20 protein-coding genes are annotated in these 16,555 nt (G+C 68.0%); 10 read left to right on the forward strand and 10 right to left on the reverse strand.

What is annotated here, in order from left to right; translation table 11 throughout:
* Positions 1-483 precede the first annotated feature (483 nt).
* Complete coding sequence (locus tag HHL11_RS21555) at positions 484-978, reverse strand: hypothetical protein (RefSeq protein WP_169420618.1); 495 nt, start codon at positions 976-978, stop codon at positions 484-486.
* Positions 975-2,102, reverse strand: coding sequence for a cupin domain-containing protein (locus tag HHL11_RS21560; protein ID WP_169420619.1), 1,128 nt, complete (start codon positions 2,100-2,102; stop codon positions 975-977). Before HHL11_RS21560 ends, HHL11_RS21555 begins: the two co-directional genes overlap by 4 nt.
* A 19-nt stretch (positions 2,103-2,121) precedes the next feature.
* Here HHL11_RS21560 and HHL11_RS21565 point away from each other — a divergent pair, with 19 nt between their 5' ends.
* Complete coding sequence (locus HHL11_RS21565) at positions 2,122-2,613, forward strand: FKBP-type peptidyl-prolyl cis-trans isomerase (protein WP_169420620.1); 492 nt, start codon at positions 2,122-2,124, stop codon at positions 2,611-2,613.
* 85 nt (positions 2,614-2,698) lie between these two features.
* Here HHL11_RS21565 and HHL11_RS21570 read toward each other — a convergent pair whose 3' ends face one another.
* The 3 genes from HHL11_RS21570 to coaBC all read right to left on the reverse strand — a co-directional run bounded on the left by HHL11_RS21570 (position 2,699) and on the right by coaBC (position 5,101).
* On the reverse strand, positions 2,699-3,229 hold the full coding sequence (locus tag HHL11_RS21570) for an outer membrane lipoprotein (RefSeq protein WP_169420621.1): 531 nt from the start codon (positions 3,227-3,229) through the stop codon (positions 2,699-2,701).
* Positions 3,230-3,402: 173 nt separating this feature from the next.
* Positions 3,403-3,849 (reverse strand): dUTP diphosphatase, encoded by a 447-nt coding sequence (gene dut / locus HHL11_RS21575; protein ID WP_169420622.1) that lies wholly within the window; start codon positions 3,847-3,849, stop codon positions 3,403-3,405.
* Positions 3,850-3,880: 31 nt separating this feature from the next.
* A complete protein-coding gene (coaBC, locus tag HHL11_RS21580) occupies positions 3,881-5,101 on the reverse strand; it encodes a bifunctional phosphopantothenoylcysteine decarboxylase/phosphopantothenate--cysteine ligase CoaBC (protein ID WP_169420623.1) in 1,221 nt (406 codons plus the stop codon).
* A 79-nt stretch (positions 5,102-5,180) separates the two neighbouring features.
* On the opposite strand from coaBC, the gene HHL11_RS21585 reads away from it, so the two are divergent.
* The 6 genes from HHL11_RS21585 to HHL11_RS21610 all read left to right on the forward strand — a co-directional run bounded on the left by HHL11_RS21585 (position 5,181) and on the right by HHL11_RS21610 (position 10,661).
* A complete protein-coding gene (locus HHL11_RS21585) occupies positions 5,181-6,863 on the forward strand; it encodes a CTP synthase (RefSeq protein WP_169420624.1) in 1,683 nt (560 codons plus the stop codon).
* Positions 6,863-7,153: a DUF1330 domain-containing protein gene (locus HHL11_RS21590; protein ID WP_169420625.1), complete on the forward strand. Its 291-nt coding sequence runs from the start codon at positions 6,863-6,865 to the stop codon at positions 7,151-7,153. Before HHL11_RS21585 ends, HHL11_RS21590 begins: the two co-directional genes overlap by 1 nt.
* A gap of 153 nt (positions 7,154-7,306) precedes the next feature.
* Positions 7,307-8,599 carry a phosphopyruvate hydratase gene (gene eno, locus HHL11_RS21595; RefSeq protein ID WP_169420626.1) on the forward strand — a complete coding sequence of 431 codons (1,293 nt, stop codon included), beginning with the start codon at positions 7,307-7,309 and terminating at the stop codon, positions 8,597-8,599.
* A gap of 32 nt (positions 8,600-8,631) precedes the next feature.
* A complete protein-coding gene (ftsB, locus tag HHL11_RS21600; RefSeq protein ID WP_205964596.1) occupies positions 8,632-8,883 on the forward strand; it encodes a cell division protein FtsB in 252 nt (83 codons plus the stop codon).
* A complete protein-coding gene (locus HHL11_RS21605; protein ID WP_169420628.1) occupies positions 8,880-9,248 on the forward strand; it encodes a P-loop NTPase family protein in 369 nt (122 codons plus the stop codon). Before ftsB ends, HHL11_RS21605 begins: the two co-directional genes overlap by 4 nt.
* A gap of 291 nt (positions 9,249-9,539) precedes the next feature.
* On the forward strand, positions 9,540-10,661 hold the full coding sequence (locus tag HHL11_RS21610; protein ID WP_169420629.1) for a DUF6242 domain-containing protein: 1,122 nt from the start codon (positions 9,540-9,542) through the stop codon (positions 10,659-10,661).
* A gap of 34 nt (positions 10,662-10,695) precedes the next feature.
* On the opposite strand, the gene hslO is transcribed toward HHL11_RS21610, so the two are convergent.
* Together hslO and HHL11_RS21620 are read right to left on the reverse strand one after the other, a co-directional pair.
* Positions 10,696-11,658 (reverse strand): Hsp33 family molecular chaperone HslO, encoded by a 963-nt coding sequence (gene hslO, locus HHL11_RS21615; RefSeq protein ID WP_169420630.1) that lies wholly within the window; start codon positions 11,656-11,658, stop codon positions 10,696-10,698.
* On the reverse strand, positions 11,658-12,185 hold the full coding sequence (locus tag HHL11_RS21620) for a gamma carbonic anhydrase family protein (protein ID WP_169420631.1): 528 nt from the start codon (positions 12,183-12,185) through the stop codon (positions 11,658-11,660). Before HHL11_RS21620 ends, hslO begins: the two co-directional genes overlap by 1 nt.
* Positions 12,186-12,220: 35 nt before the next feature.
* Here HHL11_RS21620 and HHL11_RS21625 point away from each other — a divergent pair, with 35 nt between their 5' ends.
* Genes HHL11_RS21625 through HHL11_RS21635 form a run of 3 tightly spaced genes read left to right on the forward strand, consistent with a single transcriptional unit; the run spans position 12,221 to position 13,654 of the window.
* Positions 12,221-13,021 (forward strand): ferritin-like domain-containing protein, encoded by an 801-nt coding sequence (locus HHL11_RS21625; RefSeq protein ID WP_169420632.1) that lies wholly within the window; start codon positions 12,221-12,223, stop codon positions 13,019-13,021.
* A 2-nt stretch (positions 13,022-13,023) separates the two neighbouring features.
* Complete coding sequence (locus tag HHL11_RS21630) at positions 13,024-13,311, forward strand: hypothetical protein (protein ID WP_169420633.1); 288 nt, start codon at positions 13,024-13,026, stop codon at positions 13,309-13,311.
* A gap of 49 nt (positions 13,312-13,360) precedes the next feature.
* Positions 13,361-13,654 carry a hypothetical protein gene (locus HHL11_RS21635; protein WP_240980358.1) on the forward strand — a complete coding sequence of 98 codons (294 nt, stop codon included), beginning with the start codon at positions 13,361-13,363 and terminating at the stop codon, positions 13,652-13,654.
* On the opposite strand, the gene HHL11_RS21640 is transcribed toward HHL11_RS21635, so the two are convergent.
* The 3 genes from HHL11_RS21640 to HHL11_RS21650 are packed head-to-tail and all read right to left on the reverse strand — an operon-like array spanning position 13,651 to position 16,513.
* The gene (locus HHL11_RS21640; RefSeq protein ID WP_169420634.1) at positions 13,651-14,628 is read right to left on the reverse strand and encodes a Bug family tripartite tricarboxylate transporter substrate binding protein; all 978 of its coding nucleotides are present in this window, start codon (positions 14,626-14,628) and stop codon (positions 13,651-13,653) included. The two genes, HHL11_RS21635 and HHL11_RS21640, sit on opposite strands and share 4 nt — an antisense overlap.
* Before the next feature lie 29 nt (positions 14,629-14,657).
* Complete coding sequence (gene xerD / locus HHL11_RS21645) at positions 14,658-15,542, reverse strand: site-specific tyrosine recombinase XerD (protein ID WP_169420635.1); 885 nt, start codon at positions 15,540-15,542, stop codon at positions 14,658-14,660.
* Positions 15,539-16,513, reverse strand: a complete 975-nt coding sequence (locus HHL11_RS21650; RefSeq protein WP_169420636.1) for a tripartite tricarboxylate transporter substrate binding protein BugE — start codon at positions 16,511-16,513, stop codon at positions 15,539-15,541. Before HHL11_RS21650 ends, xerD begins: the two co-directional genes overlap by 4 nt.
* Between the last annotated feature and the right edge of the window lie 42 nt (positions 16,514-16,555).

Below are 16,555 nucleotides of genomic sequence, written 5' to 3' on the forward strand. Positions count from 1 at the left end.
GGAACTTCTGCGTGCATGCGCCCATGAAAAAAGCCGCCCGAAGGCGGCTTTGATCCGAGAAGCCGGAGGGCTTACTTGGCGGCGCTGGCAGCAGCGGAAGCGGCGCCCGCGGCAGCGGAGGCAGCACCAGCAGCGGCGGAAGCAGCACCAGCGGCGGCGTCGGCAGCAGCCGGAGCAGCGGCGGCGGGAGCCGGCGCGGGTTCCGGAGCCGGAGCGGGAGCAGCGGCGGGAGCCGGAGCCGGAGCAGGAGCCGGCTCTTCCTTCTTGCCGCAAGCGGCGAGTGCAGCGGCGGCAACCAGCGTGGCCAGAACGAGCGATTTCTTCATTTCAGGTTTCCTTCAGGGGATGGGTCAGATTTTCCGGAAAGTGTCCCGGCGGCTGTTGACGCCGCTAGTGACCGAGTGGAAAAGGCTCGAGCGCTTTCCAGCTCAGCCAGCCATTATAGCTACTTGTGAAAGATTTATCGGGGATTACCCCGAGACTCTACAGTCCCAGCGTGGTCGAAGGGAAAGCGGGGCTCGATTGCCTCAGCCATTCGTTGAGCGATTCGCGCAAAAGTACGCGTCTGTCCGCCTCGCTGCCGCAGTAGCCGTTGCTTCGTTCGGGGTCGCGCCTTTCGAGCACCCACGCGGGACTCCAGAGCGCACTGGGCACTTCCAATGCATCCGCCGAGGGACACGCATACGCCGTGACGACGTGCGACCACAGGCCGCGCCACTGCACGAAGCGCGCGTGCTGCCGCACCACGTGCTCGTAGTTCTTCGCGAGCAGCACCATGTGGCGGCCCGTGCGCGACCAGGCCTGCAACGCCTCGGCCACCGCGCGTTCGCCGAGCGGCCAGTCCTCGAAATTCGCGTCGCTGAGGATGATCTCGGTCCAGCCCTCGCGCGCGGCGCATGCAAGCGCATCGCGAACGAGCTGGCGGAAATCCTCGCGCCCTTCGAAGCGCCGTGATGGCAGCTTGCTTTCGTCGTTCATCGTGCACTCCCCTGCGCATGGGCCCAGCCGGCTTCGCACCACGCGCGCAGCAGTTCGCGCGCGCCTTCGCTCGCGCCTTCGACTTCGGCGCGCTCGAGGCGGCGGCGGTCCGCCAGCTTGCGCATCAGCGTGGCGTCGCGGCCGGCGGCGCGCCACGACTCGCCGTTGACGAACACGTGCTGCGCGTCATGCAGCATGCGCGTCTTCGCATCCAGCACCACCGCCTGCAGCTTGCGCGGCACGCTGCCCGCTTCGAACCACACGTTCGCCTTGGGCTCGGTGAGGTATTCGCCGAGCGCGCGGTCCAGGGCCGACGAGTCCTTCAAGGCCGCGGCCAATGCGTCCTGCGCGAAAGCGCGCAGGCCTTCCGGGATGGCGCCCGCGGCCGCCGTGGCCGGCTGCGCGGGATCGCGGTAGATGCGCTCTTCGAGCTCACCGGCCTCGTCCGCAATGCGCTGCAGCAGCTCGCGCGCGAGTTCCGCCTTCGCGGGCGCGCGGAAGCCGATCGAACAGGTCTGGCACTCGCCTTCGGCGATGCCATCGTGCGCGTAGCGAGGCGGCAGGTACAGCATGTCGCCGGGTTCCAGCACGTACTCCGCTTCGGGCTCGAAGTTCGCGAGGATCTTCAGCGGCAGGTCGTCGCGCAGCGACAGGTCCTGCTGGCGGCCGATGCGCCAGCGGCGCTGTCCCTGCGCCTGCAGCAGGAACACGTCGTAGCTGTCGAAGTGCGGGCCGACGCCGCCGCCGTCGCTGGCCCAGCTGATCATCAGGTCGTCCAGCCGCGCGGCGGGGACGAACGTGAAGCGCTGCAGCAGTTCGTGGGCGGAGGCGGCATGCAGGTCCACGCCCTGCACCAGCAGCGTCCACGCGGGCTGGTCCAGCGGCGGCAAGGCACGGCGCGTGAAGGGCCCGCGCTGCAGGCGCCATGAGCGGCCTTCGCGCGCGACCAGGCGCGACTCCACTTCGTCGCGGCCGGCAAGCTCGAACAGCTGCTTGCGCGCCAGCAAGGGTTGGAAGCCGGGGATGGCTCCGCGCACCAGCAGGGGCTTCTTCTGCCAGTGGCGTTTCATGAACTGCGCCGGCGTGAGCCCGCCGAGCAGGGTGAGGGGGCTGTCGATGTCCATTCGGTGGGACAATTCTCCTATGGAAATCACCTCGCACTGCGTCGTCGCGCTGACCTGGACGCTGAAGGACACCCTGGGCGAGGAGCTCGATCGCCTGGACGAACCGGTGGAATTCCTCGTGGGCGGCAAGGACCTGCTCGCCAAGATCGAGGAGGCGCTGCAAGGCCACGAGCCCGGCGCCCGCCTCGACCTGCACCTGGAACCGGAGGACGCCTTCGGCGACTACGACGAACAGAAGGTGTTCCTGGAACCGCGCGACCTCTTCCCCGCCGAAGTCGAGGAAGGCATGACCTACGAAGGCCTGCCGCCCGGCGCCACCAGTGCGGACGCGCCGAAGGACCTGATGTACACGGTCACCGAGGTCTACCCCGAGCACGTGGTGCTCGATGGCAATCATCCGCTCGCCGGCATCGCGCTGCGCCTGCACCTGAAGGTGGAGGCGGTGCGCGAGGCGACCGAAGAGGAGACCGGCGCGGGGACGGTCGGGACGGGCTTCTTCCGCATCGGTTGACGCTTCGTCATTCCCGCGAAGGCGGGAAACCAGGGCGCCCAAAGAAAACGCGGCCATCGGCCGCGTTTCTCATTGCCCCGGCTGCTTACGCGCGATAGATCACGCCGTTGTCCACGCGCACGCGGTCGCCCACGTGCAGGTCGCCCGTGGCCGGCACCTCGAACGTGCGGATCACGCCGGCGTCGGACTGCATGACGATGCGATAGCCCGCCGTCGTGGTGTAGCCCTCGTGGTTGCGCTGGACCTGGTTGCCGATGGCCGCACCGGCCACGCCGCCCAGCACCGTCGCCGCCGTACGCCCCGCGCCGCCACCGATCGTGCTGCCCAGGGCCGCACCCGCCAGGCCGCCCACCACGGCGCCCAGGATGTTCGGGCCCGCCGACGCGCGCGTGCCGACCGGCATGTACTCGATGCTGGAAATGCGGCCGTATTCAATGCCGGCCACCGGATATTGCTGCACCGGATACTGGCCGACCGGGTAGGTCGTGGTGGTCGTCGTCGCGGTATAGGCCGGGCCGCTGTTGTAGCCGTAGGTCGGGTAGTCGGCGCAGGCCGCCAGCATGGCAACGGCTCCGGCACTGACCACCAGGGCGGAAACACGGGTGAGCTTGGACATGATCTTCTCCTTGGTTTGAAACGGCACCGGACGCCTGCTCATGCGGGCGGCCTTGTGTGGCTTCATTGAAGCTGGCCAAGGTCGCGATGCATTGCAGGCATCCGCGCGCCTTGCCGTAGGAGACAGATGGACAGTATGTCGGCCGCGTCCGACCCGTGCCGAACCAGTGTGAACTAGTGCTTGCCCGTCGAGCCGTAACCGCCCGCACCCCGCTCGGTCGCGGGAAACTCCTGGACCACGTTGAACTGCGCCTGCAGCACCGGAACGATGACGAGTTGGGCCAGCCGCTCCATCGGCTGCAGCGTGAACGCGGTGTCGCTGCGGTTCCAGGCGCTCACCATCAGCTGGCCCTGGTAGTCGCTGTCGATCAGGCCCACCAGGTTGCCCAGCACGATGCCGTGCTTGTGGCCCAGCCCCGAGCGCGGCAGGATCATCGCGGCATAGCCCGGGTCCTTCAGCCAGATCGCGATGCCGGTGGGCACCAGTTGCCAGGCATTGGGCTCCAGCACCAGCGGCGCATCGAGGCAGGCGCGCAGGTCCAGGCCGGCGCTGCCGGGGGTGGCGTAAGTGGGCAGGTTGTCGACCAGGCGCGGGTCGAGGATCTTGACGTCGATCTGCATGCGCGTGCGTTAAGCGTTAAGCGTTGAGAGTTCAGCGTTGGGCGGGCAGGCGGCGCGCGATCTCGCCGACCAGCTTGCGGGCCAGTTCCAGCTTGGGCGCGCGCGGCAGCTCCTGCACGCCGTTGGCGTCCACCAGCATCATCTGGTTGTCGTCCTGGCCGAAAGTGAGCGGGCCGATGTTGCCCACCAGCAGCGGAATGCCCTTGCGTTCGCGCTTGGCCTTGGCGTGGTTGGCGAGGTCGTGGCTTTCGGCGGCGAAGCCGACGCAGAACAGGCGGCCGCTTTTGGCACGTTCGTCCTTCGCCACGGTCGCGAGGATGTCGGGGTTCTCGGTAAAGGCCACGGTGGGCGCGGCGCCGGTGCCGTCCTTCTTGATCTTCTGTTCGGCGCTGGTGGCCGGGCGCCAGTCGGCCACGGCGGCCGTGGCGACGAAGATGTCCGCCGCCGGCACTTCGGCCAGCGTGGCGGCCAGCATATCGCGCGCCGACTTCACGTCCACGCGCAGCACGCCGCGCGGCGTCTGCAGGCTGACGGGCCCGGACACCAGCGTGACCTCGGCGCCCGCCTCGTGCGCGGCGCGCGCGATGGCGAAACCCATCTTGCCGCTGGAATGGTTGGTGATGCCGCGGATCGGGTCCAGCGCCTCGAAGGTGGGGCCGGCCGTGACAACCACGCGCTTGCCGGCCAGCAGCTTGGGCTGGAAGAAGGTGACCAGGTCCTCCAGGATCTGCTGCGGCTCCAGCATGCGGCCGTCGCCGGTCTCGCCGCAGGCCTGCAGGCCGCTGCCCACGCCCAGGATGCGCGCGCCGTCTTCGGCCAGCTGCTCCATGTTCCGCTGGGTGGCCGGGTGGGCCCACATCTCGCGGTTCATGGCGGGCGCCACCAGCAGCGGCACCTTGTCGATGGGCCGCGCCAGGCACAGCAGGCTGAGCAATTCGTCCGAACGGCCCTGCACCAGGCGGGCGATGAAGTCCGCGCTGCAGGGCGCGATGAGGATGGCGTCGGCTTGCCGCGACAGGTTGATGTGCGGCATGTTGTTCGGCTCGCGCGCGTCCCACTGCGAGGAATGGACCGGCCGGCCGGACAGCGCCTGCATGGTCACGGGCGTGATGAATTGCTCACTCGCCTCCGTCATCACCACTTGCACGGTGGCGCCTTCCTTCACCAGCAGGCGCGTCAGCTCCGCCGACTTGTAGCAGGCGATGCCGCCGGTGAGCCCCAGGACGATGTGCTTGCCAGCCAGGTCATTCATGGTGCTGGAGTGTAACGAGGCCGGGCACCTCTATAATCTCGCTTTACCACCTCCTCGGGAGCGCACCTCCCGACCTGACATGACCAAATTCGTCTTCGTCACCGGCGGTGTGGTGTCCTCCCTGGGCAAGGGAATCGCCTCAGCCTCCCTCGCAGCGATCCTGGAGTCGCGGGGCCTCAAAGTCACCCTCATCAAGCTCGATCCCTACATCAACGTGGATCCGGGCACGATGTCGCCGTTCCAGCACGGCGAGGTGTTCGTCACCGACGACGGCGCCGAGACCGACCTCGACCTCGGGCACTACGAGCGCTTCGTCACCACGCGAATGCGCAAGGCCAACAACTTCACCACCGGCCAGATCTACAAGTCGGTGCTGGAGAAGGAACGCCGCGGCGACTACCTGGGCAAGACCGTGCAGGTCATCCCCCACGTCACCAACGAGATCCAGGAATTCATCCGGCGCGGCGCCGGCATCGGCACGCCCAGCGAAGTGGACGTGGCGATCGTCGAAATCGGCGGCACCGTGGGCGACATCGAGTCGCTGCCCTTCCTGGAAGCCACCCGCCAGATGGCCCTGAAGCTGGGCCAGAACAACGCCGCCTTCGTCCACCTCACCTACGTGCCCTTCATCCAGGCCGCCGGCGAGCTGAAGACCAAGCCGACGCAGCACACCGTGCAGAAGATGCGCGAGATCGGCATCCAGCCGGACGCCCTGCTGTGCCGCGCCGACCGCGTCATCCCCGAAGACGAAGCCGAGAAGATCAGCCTGTTCACCAACGTGCCGAAGTGGGGCGTCATCTCGATGCCCGACGTGGACACCATCTACAAGGTGCCGCGCGTGCTGCACGAGCAGGGCCTGGACGGCCTGATCTGCGACAAGCTGCGCCTGAACACGCCGCCGGCCAACCTGAAGCGCTGGGACGACCTGGTGTACGAGGTGGAGCACCCGAAGGGCGAAGTGAACGTCGCCATGGTCGGCAAGTACGTCGACCTGTCGGACAGCTACAAGTCGCTGAACGAGGCGCTGCGCCACGCCGGCCTGAAGAACCACGTGCGGGTGAAGGTGGACTACCTCGACTCCGAGACCATCACGCCGGAAGCGGTGAACTCGCTCGCCAAGTACGACGCCGTGCTGGTGCCGGGCGGCTTCGGCAAGCGCGGCGTCGAAGGCAAGATCGCCGCCGCCCGCTTCGCCCGCGAGCACAAGACGCCGTACCTGGGCATCTGCCTGGGCATGCAGGTCGCGACCATCGAGTACGCGCGTGATGTCGCCGGCCTCAAGGACGCCAACAGCACCGAGTTCGAGCCCAACACGCCCTACCCCGTGATCGCGCTGATCACCGAGTGGAAGGACGCCGACGGCACCGTCAAGACGCGCAACGCCCAGTCCGACCTGGGCGGCACCATGCGCCTGGGCGCGCAAAGCTCCGACGTCGCGCCTGGCACGCTGGCCCACGAGATCTATGGCGACGTCGTGACCGAGCGCCACCGCCACCGCTACGAAGCCAACGTGCAGTACCTGGACCAGCTGCGCGCCGCCGGCCTGGTGATCTCCGCGCTGACGCAGCGCGAGCACCTGACCGAGATCGTGGAGCTGCCGCGCGCGGTGCACCCCTGGTTCATGGGCGTGCAGTTCCACCCCGAGTTCAAGTCCACGCCCTGGGACGGCCATCCGCTGTTCAACGCCTTCATCCGCGCCGCCTGCGAACACCAGGCCGGCGTCACGAACAAGGGCAACAAGCCCCTGAAGGTGGTCGCGTAATGGCCAGCGCCTACGTCCTTGCCAACGTCGAAGTCACCGACCCGCAGCAGTACGAGCAGTACAAGAAGCTGTCCACCATCGCCATGCAGGTGCATGGCGCCGAGGTGTGCGTGCGCGGCGGCGCGGTGCACGTGCTGGAGGGCGACTGGTCGCCCAAGCGCGTGGTGCTGCTGAAATTCCCCTCCGTCGAGAAGGCGCGCGCCTTCTACGACTCCACCGAATACGAAGCCGCCAAGCAGGCCCGCGAAGGCGCCGCCGTGATGCGCATGGTGCTGATCGAGGGCGTCTGAAAACGGACTTCCGGACGCAAAGGTCGCCAAAGTACGCAAAAGCCGCAAAAGAATTCATGAAAAGGTCTTTTGTCTCTTTGCGACCTTTGCGCAACCTTTGCGTCTTTTGCGTCCGGCAGTCCGGCTGTTTTGAAAACCAAGAGAGAAACTTGAATGAGCGCAATCGTTGACATCGTCGGCCGCGAGATCCTGGACTCGCGCGGCAACCCCACCGTGGAATGCGACGTCCTGCTGGAGTCCGGCACCATGGGCCGCGCGGCGGTGCCGTCCGGCGCCTCCACCGGCTCGCGCGAAGCCATCGAGCTGCGCGACGGCGACCCGAAGCGCTACCTGGGCAAGGGCGTGCTGAAGGCCGTGGAGCACATCAACACCGAGATCTCCGAAGCGGTGCTGGGCCTCGATGCCTCCGAGCAGAACTTCCTGGACAAGACGCTGATCGACCTGGACGGCACCGAGAACAAGAGCCGCCTGGGCGCCAACTCGATGCTGGCCGTCTCGATGGCCGTCGCCCGCGCCGCGGCCGAAGAGTCCGGCCTGCCCCTGTACCGCTACTTCGGCGGCATGAACGGCTGCCAGCTGCCGGTGCCGATGATGAACGTGGTGAACGGCGGAGCGCACGCCAACAACAACCTCGACCTGCAGGAGCTGATGATCATCCCCGTGGGGGCGCCCAGCTTCCGCGAGGCGCTGCGCTACGGCGCCGAGGTGTTCCACGCGCTGAAGAAGATCCTGCACGACAAGGGCATGAGCGTCGCCGTCGGTGACGAAGGCGGCTTCGCGCCCAACGTGGAGAACCACGAAGCAGCCATCCAGATGATCCTGCAGGCCATCGAAAAGGCCGGCTACACGCCCGGCGAGCAGATCGCCCTGGGCCTGGACTGCGCCGCCAGCGAGTTCCACAAGGAAGGCCTGTACGACCTGTCCGGCTCCGAAGGCCGCAAGCTTTCCGCCGGCGAGTGGATCGACACGCTGGAGAGCTGGGTCGGCAAGTACCCGATCATCAGCATCGAGGACGGCATGGGCGAAAGCGACTGGGACGGCTGGAAGGCCCTGACCGAGCGCCTGGGCCGGCGCGTGCAGCTGGTGGGCGACGACCTGTTCGTCACCAACACCAGGATCCTGAAGGAAGGCATCGAGAAGAACATCGCCAACTCGATCCTGATCAAGATCAACCAGATCGGCACGCTGACGGAAACCTTCGCCGCGATCGAGATGGCCAAGCGCGCCAACTACACGGCCGTCATCTCGCACCGCTCGGGCGAGACCGAAGACTCCACGATCGCCGACATCGCCGTGGGCACCAACGCCGGCCAGATCAAGACCGGCTCGCTCTCGCGCTCGGACCGCATGGCCAAGTACAACCAGCTGCTGCGCATCGAGGAAGACCTGGGCGACGTGGCGCAGTACCCCGGCCGCTCCGCCTTCTACAACCTGCGCAAGGCCTAGGCCCACAGGTGAACGGCCGGATCGTTGCAGTCCTGTTGATCGCCCTGCTGGGCGTGGTGCAGGGCCAGCTCTGGTTCGGCCGTGGCTCCGTCTCCGAGGTCCGCCAGATGCAGCAGAAGCTGGAAGACCAGAAGGCCAGGAACACCGCCGCGCAACAAGGCAACGAGCGCCTGCGCGCGGAGGTGCGCGACCTGAAGGAAGGGCTGGAGACCGTGGAGGAGAAGGCCCGCTCCGAGCTGGGCATGGTCAAGCCCAACGAGGTCTACGTCCAGATCGTGAAGTGAAGACCGTCCGTGTCGTCGGTGCGCAAGGCACCGGCAAGACGCAATTGGCGCGCGAGCTCGCTGCGCATTTCCCCGATTTCCTGGTTTCCGAAGGCGCTCCCCGGCAAGGCGACATCGTGCTCGTCATGGGCCTCGACCTTCCGGGCTCGCAAGTCCACGCCGCCGAAGACGCGCACTTGCGCAACGCCTTGCACGAGGCGGGCACTGTTTACCAGGTGGTCTACGGGCTCGGTCCGCAACGCCTGCAAAGCGCGCTCGCGGCCCTTGGCCGCCCACCCGCAGCTCCCACCGGCAACTGGCAATGGTCCTGCGAAAAATGCAGCGACCCGGAGTGCGAGCACCGCCTGTTCCGGCGCCTCTTCTGAGCATGCACTCCACTTGAGGGATGGGCACGCCAGCTGCCCCGCTCGACAATTGACGTTTTGCACGTATTCCCACGGGAGGGGAAAATTTTGAATTCGCTTCGAAGCGCCGCATGCAGCGCACTGGTCCTTTTACTGGCCGCATGTGGCGGCGGTGGCAGCGGAGGCAGCAGCGCAACCGATCCGTCAGCGGGCGGCGGCAATGGCACCACCACCACGCAACCGCCGGCCGCTCCGTGCACGCAGGACACCCTGCGCGTCTCTTACAGCTATGACGGCGCCCTGGACGGTCCCGTGGGGTCCGCGCGCGTCGTCACGCCCACGATCAGCGGCGTTCCGGCGGCGTGCGCCAGTTCCGTCCGTTTCGCGATCGAATCTGGCAGCCTGCCGCCCGGCATCTCGATGGATCCTGCCAGCGGCGTGCTCTCGGGCACCTTGACCAAGGCCGGATCGTATCTTTTCCAGGCGCGCATGCGCGTGGAGGGAACCAGCTATTCCTACGCTTCGGGCCTCATGCCTATCGTCACCGACCCGGCTGCCTTCAGCTTTTCGGGCTGGGAGCTCATGACGACCACGGCGCCCTTCCTCCAGGACTTCCGCGTCGGCGGCATCGGTCACACCGTCTACGTCATCACCCGGGGCTACAACAGCCACACGGTGGAAACCTGGGCATCCACCAACGGCGGCGCCGGCTGGACGCTCGTGCCCGGCGCGGGGCCGACCGGTGATCTGCGCCGCTTCGCGCTCGCCTCCGACGGCGTGGGCATCTACCTGTCCGGCGGCACGGACGCCACGGGCGCGGCCAGCCCCGCGGTGTGGTACTTCGACGGCACGACCTGGACGCAACGCACCGCGGCGGCGCCCTTCCCGGGCCGCGAAAGCCACGAAATGCTCTGGAGCAACGGCGCTCTCTACGTGCTGGGAGGACGCCTCGGCATGACCTGGTACGACGACACCTGGCGCTCCACCGATGGGGGCGTGACCTGGACGCTCGCGTCGGCACACGGATTCGAGAATCGCTATGACTTCTGCGCCGTCGCGGATGCCAGCGGCGCCATGATCGTGACGGGCGGCCACAACGTCAGCGTGGACCGGATCTCCGTGTATCGGTCCACCGATGGCACGTCCTGGACCCGCCTGCCTGTCGATGAGAATTCGCCGCTGAGGACCGCCAACCAGACGCAATCCGGAGCCTGCGCCTTGCTGAACGGTCGCATCGTGTTCGCCGGTGACGGCCCCGCCTTGACCGGCGCCTCGAATACGGTGTCCAGCAGCGACGGCATCACCTGGTCCTATGAGCCACACAAGATCGACTTGATGACCCTGACCGCCGGTGGCGTGGTCGTGGACGGCCGGATGTACGTCACCGCGGGCTCGGGCACCTCGCAGCGCAAGGTGGTGCGCACGATCCCCTGACCGTGCCACGGCGCGGCGCAAACGCGCCGCGCCCTCACTGCATCGTCGACGACCCCGGCGGCCGGTCCCCGGCCGCCATGAACAGCTGCGCCGAGTCCACCGAGTCGAAGCGGTAGTGCACGCCGCAGAAATCGCAGGACACGTCGATCTCGCCGCGCTCGGCGAGGATGCTGCCGGCCTCCTCCTGGCCCAGGCCGCGGATCATGCCGGCCACGCGCTCGCGGCTGCAGGTGCAGGCGAAGCGCGGCGTCATCGCGTCGAAGCGCAACAGCTTCTCCTGCCAGAACAGGCGCCGCAGGATGGTCTCGACATCCAGCGACAGCAGTTCGTCGCCGGACAGGCTGCCCGCCAGCGTGGCGATGCGGTTGAAGTGCTCCAGCTGCTCTTCCAGCTCCATCTTCTGGCCGCCGATGTTGCCCTCGCCTTCGGCCGGCAGGCGCTGGATCAGCAGGCCCGCGGCGACCGACTCGTTGGCCGCCAGCACCAGCCTGGTATCGAGCTGCTCGGATTGCCGCATGTAGTGTTCCAGCACGTCGGCCAGGCGCGGCCGCTCGTGGCCGTGCGAGGCGTTGAGCGGCACCACGCCCTGGTAGGCCTGCTGGCCCGGCAGCTTGTCCTTGGGATCCAGCGTGATGGCGCAGCGTCCGCGGCCGTTGACGTTCACCAGCTCCTGCAGGTGGGCGTCGGCCGCCACCTCGCCCACCACCTTGGCGGTGACGCGCAGGCTCAGGTCCGGCTGCACTTCGGCCACCGCCACCTTCACCGGGCCTTCGCCGAAGATCTGCATGATCAGCGCGCCGTTGAACTTGATGTTGGCCTGCATCAGGGCGCCGGCCGCGGCCATCTCGCCCATCATCTCCATCACCGGCCAGGGCCAGGTGCTGGCCGCATCGTCGGCGCGGCGGCGTTGCAGGATTTCGGTCCAGGCGTCGGTGAGACGCACGACCATGCCGCGGACGGGTATCCCGTCGAACAGGAACTTGTGCAATTCGGACATCAGGCGATCTTCTTCAGGCCCTTGGCGTGGCGTCGGGCGTTTTCCACGTAGTGCGGCGCCAGCGGCGCGAACTTCGCGACCGCCGCTGCATCCAGCGTGCGGATGGCCTTGGCCGGTGCGCCCACGATCAGCGAGTTGTCCGGGAACTCCTTGCCTTCGGTGACGACCGCGCCGGCGCCAACCACGCAGTTGCGGCCGATCTTCGCCCCATTCAAGACCACCGCCTGGATGCCGACCAGCGAACCGTCGCCGATGGTGCAGCCATGCAGCATCACCTGGTGGCCCACCGTGACGTTGTTGCCCACGATCAGCGGCCAGCCGAAGTCGGCATGCAGCACCGAGCCGTCCTGGATGTTGCTGTTGTCGCCGACCTGGATCAGTTCGCCGGTGTCGCCGCGGACCACGGCGCCGTACCAGATGCTGGCGTTGGCCCCCAGTTCGACTTCGCCGATCACCTGTGCGCTGTCGGCGACCCAGGCTCCCGGGCCCAGCTTGGGAGCCTTGCCGTCCAATTCGTAAATGGCCATCGTTCTCGTTCTTGCCAAAAACTACAATTCTAGGGATGGACCTTCGCCAGCAGGCTCTGCAGGCCCTCTGCTGCGCCGATCCCCGCCAGAAGGCGGCGCTCGCGACCGCGCTGCATGCAAATGTCGGGCAATGCAGCCTTTCCCCCACTGCCCCCATCCCTGAGCAGCCGCTGCCCGGCCGTCCGGCGCGGCCGGAGCTGGTCCATCCCGCCCGGGTGCCGAGGCGCTCGCCGGCCAAGCCCGAGGGCCTGGCGGCCCTGCTGCACGCCATCGCGCACATCGAATTCAACGCGATCAACCTCGCGCTGGACGCCGCCTGGCGCTTCGAAGGCATGCCGCGCGAATTCCACGAGGACTGGCTGCGGGTCGCGGCCGAGGAGTCGTACCACTTCAGCCTGCTGGCGGACCATCTCGGCACGCTGGGCCACGCCTATGGCGACTTCCAGGCCCACGACGGCTTGTGGATCATGTGCGAGAAGACGGCTGGCGACATCGTGGCCCGGATGGCCCTGGTGCCCCGCACGCTGGAGGCACGCGGCCTCGACGCCACCCCGCAGATCCAGCAGAAGCTGCGCCAGGTGGGCTCGCCCGCTGCGCTGCGGGCCGTGGACATTCTCGACGTGATCCTGCGCGACGAGGTCGGCCACGTCGCCATCGGCAACCACTGGTACCGCGTCCTCTGCGAACGCGAGGGCCTGGACCCGCTGGCCCACTACGGCGTTTTGGTCGAGCGCTACGCCGCGCCGCGGCTGTATCCGCCCTTCAACGAAGAGGCGCGGCGCCGCGCGGGCTTCACGCTGGACGAGCTCGCGCTGCTGGCGGCGGGGAAGGACTGAAGGTGCGCGCGGCCTGGCTCGCCGCAAGCTGCGCCTGCACGGCGGCCCTGGCGCAGCCGGTCCAGCCGCTCGAGCGCTGGCTCGCTTCTTCCGAGGCCAAGGCCTTCCAGGACCGCGTCGTCCAGCTCGCGCTGATCTACGGAGAATCCAGCGGCATCGATCCGCGCGGCCTGCGCATCGTCACCCGGCGCACGGCCGAGACGGCGCCCGGCTGCGGCCGCGTGCAGGTGCAGGCTTTCGAGGGCGGCAAGCAGGTGCTGGAGGAAGCGGTAGAAGCCTGTCGGCACTAGCGCTGCGTCATACTGGTGGGGTGGAACACACCCCTCCCCTTCCTGCCCGATGATCGCCGTCTTCTGGCTGGAGCATGCCGGCGAACAGCCGCTCGCGCGCAGCGAGTGCTTCCCTTCTGACCAGCTTTCGGAGGCATTGCGCTTCGCCGAGCAGCTGCGGGCGCGCCGCAATGCCGGCGAGCCCCTGAGCCACGTCACCATCCAGTCGGAGCTGCCGCAGAACGTGGGCGCGGCCGGCGTGGCCGACGCCCCGGCCGACTACGCCCATTACAAGCGGCGCATCGACCCCGCGATCAAGCTGGGACGCCCTTCGGGCCCGGACCGCGAGCCCGATCAGCCCTAGTCGCCCTTGATCCCCACCGCCTTGATGATCGCCGCGTTCGCCACCGACTCGCGGTCGATCTCCTTGGCGAAATCCTGCGCGCTGCCGCCCGTGGGCACGTTGTCGGTGGACAGCAGGCGGTTGCGCAGTTCCGGCGTCTTCAGCGCCTCGTTCACCTCGGTGTTCAGCCGGTCGATGATCCGCTGCGGCGTCTTGCCCGGCGCGAACACGCCGAACAGCGAGGACATGTTGGCGCGCGGGTAACCCAGTTCGGCCAGCGTCGGCACCATGGGCAGCGAGTCCAGGCGCTTGGGCGCGCCCACCGCCAGCGGCCGCAGCTTGCCGGTGCGGATGTGGTCGGTCAGCGTCGGGCCGGCGTTGGTGGACAGGATCTCGAACTGGCCGCTCAGGGCGTCCGTCAGCTGCTGGCCGCCGCCCTTGTAGGGGATGTGCACCATCTGCACCTTGGCCTGCGCCATCAGCTGCTCCAGCATCAGGTGGCCCAGCGAGCCGTTGCCCGACGTAGCCCAGCGCACGGAGCCGGGGCGGTCCTTGGCGCCGCCCAGGAGGTCGCGGAAGTCATGCGCGCGGCTGGCCGGCGTGGCGAGCAGCAGCACCGGCGAATAGAACACGCTGGCCACCGGCGCCAGGTCCGCGTCGGGGTTGTAGGGCACCTTCTGCAGGTGCGGGCTCAGCACCAGCGGGCTGATCGCCGAGAAGCCGATCGTGTAGCCGTCCGGCTGCGCCTTGGCGACGGCTTCCATGCCGATGATGCCGGCGGCGCCGGCCTTGTTCTCCACCACCACCGGCTGGCCCATCTGGACCGAGAGGCGGTCGCCCAGCGTGCGGGCGATGGCGTCGCTGACGCCGCCGGCCGGGTAGGCCACGAGGATGCGGATCGGCTTGGTGGGGTAGTTCTGCGCGAAGGCGGGCAGCGCCAGGGCGGCAGCGGATGCCGCGCCGGACAGCAGCAGCGCGCGTCGGGTCGTTTGCATAAGGTCCTGAGGGTTCTCGACTCCCCCCGTCAGCCGCGCGGATGGTGCTGCGCGTGCAGCACCTTCAGCCTTTCGCGGGCGACGTGGGTGTAGATCGTCGTGGTGGAGATGTCGGCATGGCCAAGCAGCATCTGGACCGCGCGCAGGTCGGCGCCGTGGTTCAGCAGGTGCGTGGCAAAGGCATGCCGGAGTGTATGCGGTGACAGCGGCACCCGGATTCCGGCGGCCGCGGCGTACTTCTTCACCAGCACCCAGAACATCGCGCGCGTCATGCCATGGCCGCGCGCCGTGACGAACAGGTCCTCGGTCTGCTGGCCGGCCAGGATGGCGGGCCGCGCTTCGGCGAGGTAGCGCACGATCCAGTCGCGCGCCACCTGCCCGAAGGGCACCAGGCGCTCCTTGCTGCCCTTGCCGGTGACGCGCAGGATGCCTTCGTTCAGGCTCAGCTCGAACACGCGCAAGCCCACCAGCTCGCTCACCCGCAGGCCGCTGGCGTACATCAGCTCCAGCATCGTGCGGTCCCGCAGGCCCAGCGGCGTCTCGTCGTCAGGCGCGTCCAGCAGCGCCTCGACCTGGGCTTCGGTCAGCGTCTTGGGCACCCGCAGCGGCTGCCTGGCCGACTGCAGGCGCAGGGTCGGGTCATCGGTGATCAGGCGCTCGCGCAGCGCCCAGCGGAAGTAGCGCTTGAAGACGGTCAACCGGCGGTTGGCCGAAGTCGCCTTGGTCTGCGCATGGCGGGCGGCGAAGTAGCCCTGCAGGTCCGCCTCGTCGGTGGCCGGCAGGCGCTTGCCCCGCTCCGCCAGCCAGCGGGCATACAGCGCGAGGTCGCGCCGGTACGCCGCCAGCGTGTTGCGCGAGAGGCCTTCCTCGAGCCAAAGGGCGTCGACGAAGGCGTCGATGGCGTCGTCGCTCAATCCAGCTTCAGGCCGGCCTTCTCCACCACCTTCTTGTACACGTCGAACTCCGCCTTGATCTGCTCGGAGAACTGCTCGGGCGTGTTGCCGATGATGATGGAGCCGGTGTCCTCGATGCGCTTGCGCACGGCCGGGTCCTGCAGCGCCTTGACGGCGGCGGCGTGGATCTTCTCGACCACGTCCTTGGGCATGCCCTTGGGGCCGACGATGCCGTAGTAGGCCAGGCGGTTCACCGGCTCCAGGCCCACTTCCTTGAAGGTCGGCACGTTGGGCAGTTCCTTCAGGCGCTGGGGCGCGGCGACCACGATCGGCACCAGGCGCCCTTCCTTGATGAAGGGCAGCGCGGACGGCAGGTTGTCGAAGATCATCGGCACTTGCCCCGCCACCGTGTCGTTCAGGGCCGGGCCGGCGCCGCGGTAGGGAATGTGGGTGATGAAGGTGCCCGACATCGCCTTGAACAGCTCCATCTGCAGGTGGCCGATGCCGCCGGTGCCGGAGGAGGAGAACGAGTACTTGCCCGGGTTCTTCTTCACCTCCTCCAGGAAGGCCTTGTAGTCCTTGGCCGGGAAGTGGGGGTTGACGGCCAGCACGTTGGGCGTGGCCGCGATGTTGACGATGGGCGTGAAATCGGTGACCGGGTTGTACGGCGTCTTCGGGTTGATCGCCGGGTTGGCCGCGGTGGTCGACACGGTGGCGATGCCCAGCGTGTAGCCGTCCGGCGCGGCACGCGCCGTATCGGCGGCGCCGACGACACCGCCGCCACCTGCCTTGTTCTCGACGATCACGGTGGTGCCCAGGGCCTTGCCCAGGGGCTCGGCCATCACGCGGGCGATGATGTCCGTGGTGCCGCCCGGCGCGAACGGGACGGTCAGGCGGATGGTCTTGTTGCCCGGGTAGCCCTGGGCAAAGGCGGGAGCGGCCAGCGCGGCGAACAGGCCCGCGGAAGCGGCGATCCAGGTACGGCGATGCATTCGTGTCTCCATTTGATTGAGGGTCGCAAACCCAAGCATCCT

The sequence above is a fragment of the Ramlibacter agri genome, from assembly GCF_012927085.1.
In the GTDB taxonomy this organism is placed as follows: domain Bacteria; phylum Pseudomonadota; class Gammaproteobacteria; order Burkholderiales; family Burkholderiaceae_C; genus Ramlibacter; species Ramlibacter agri.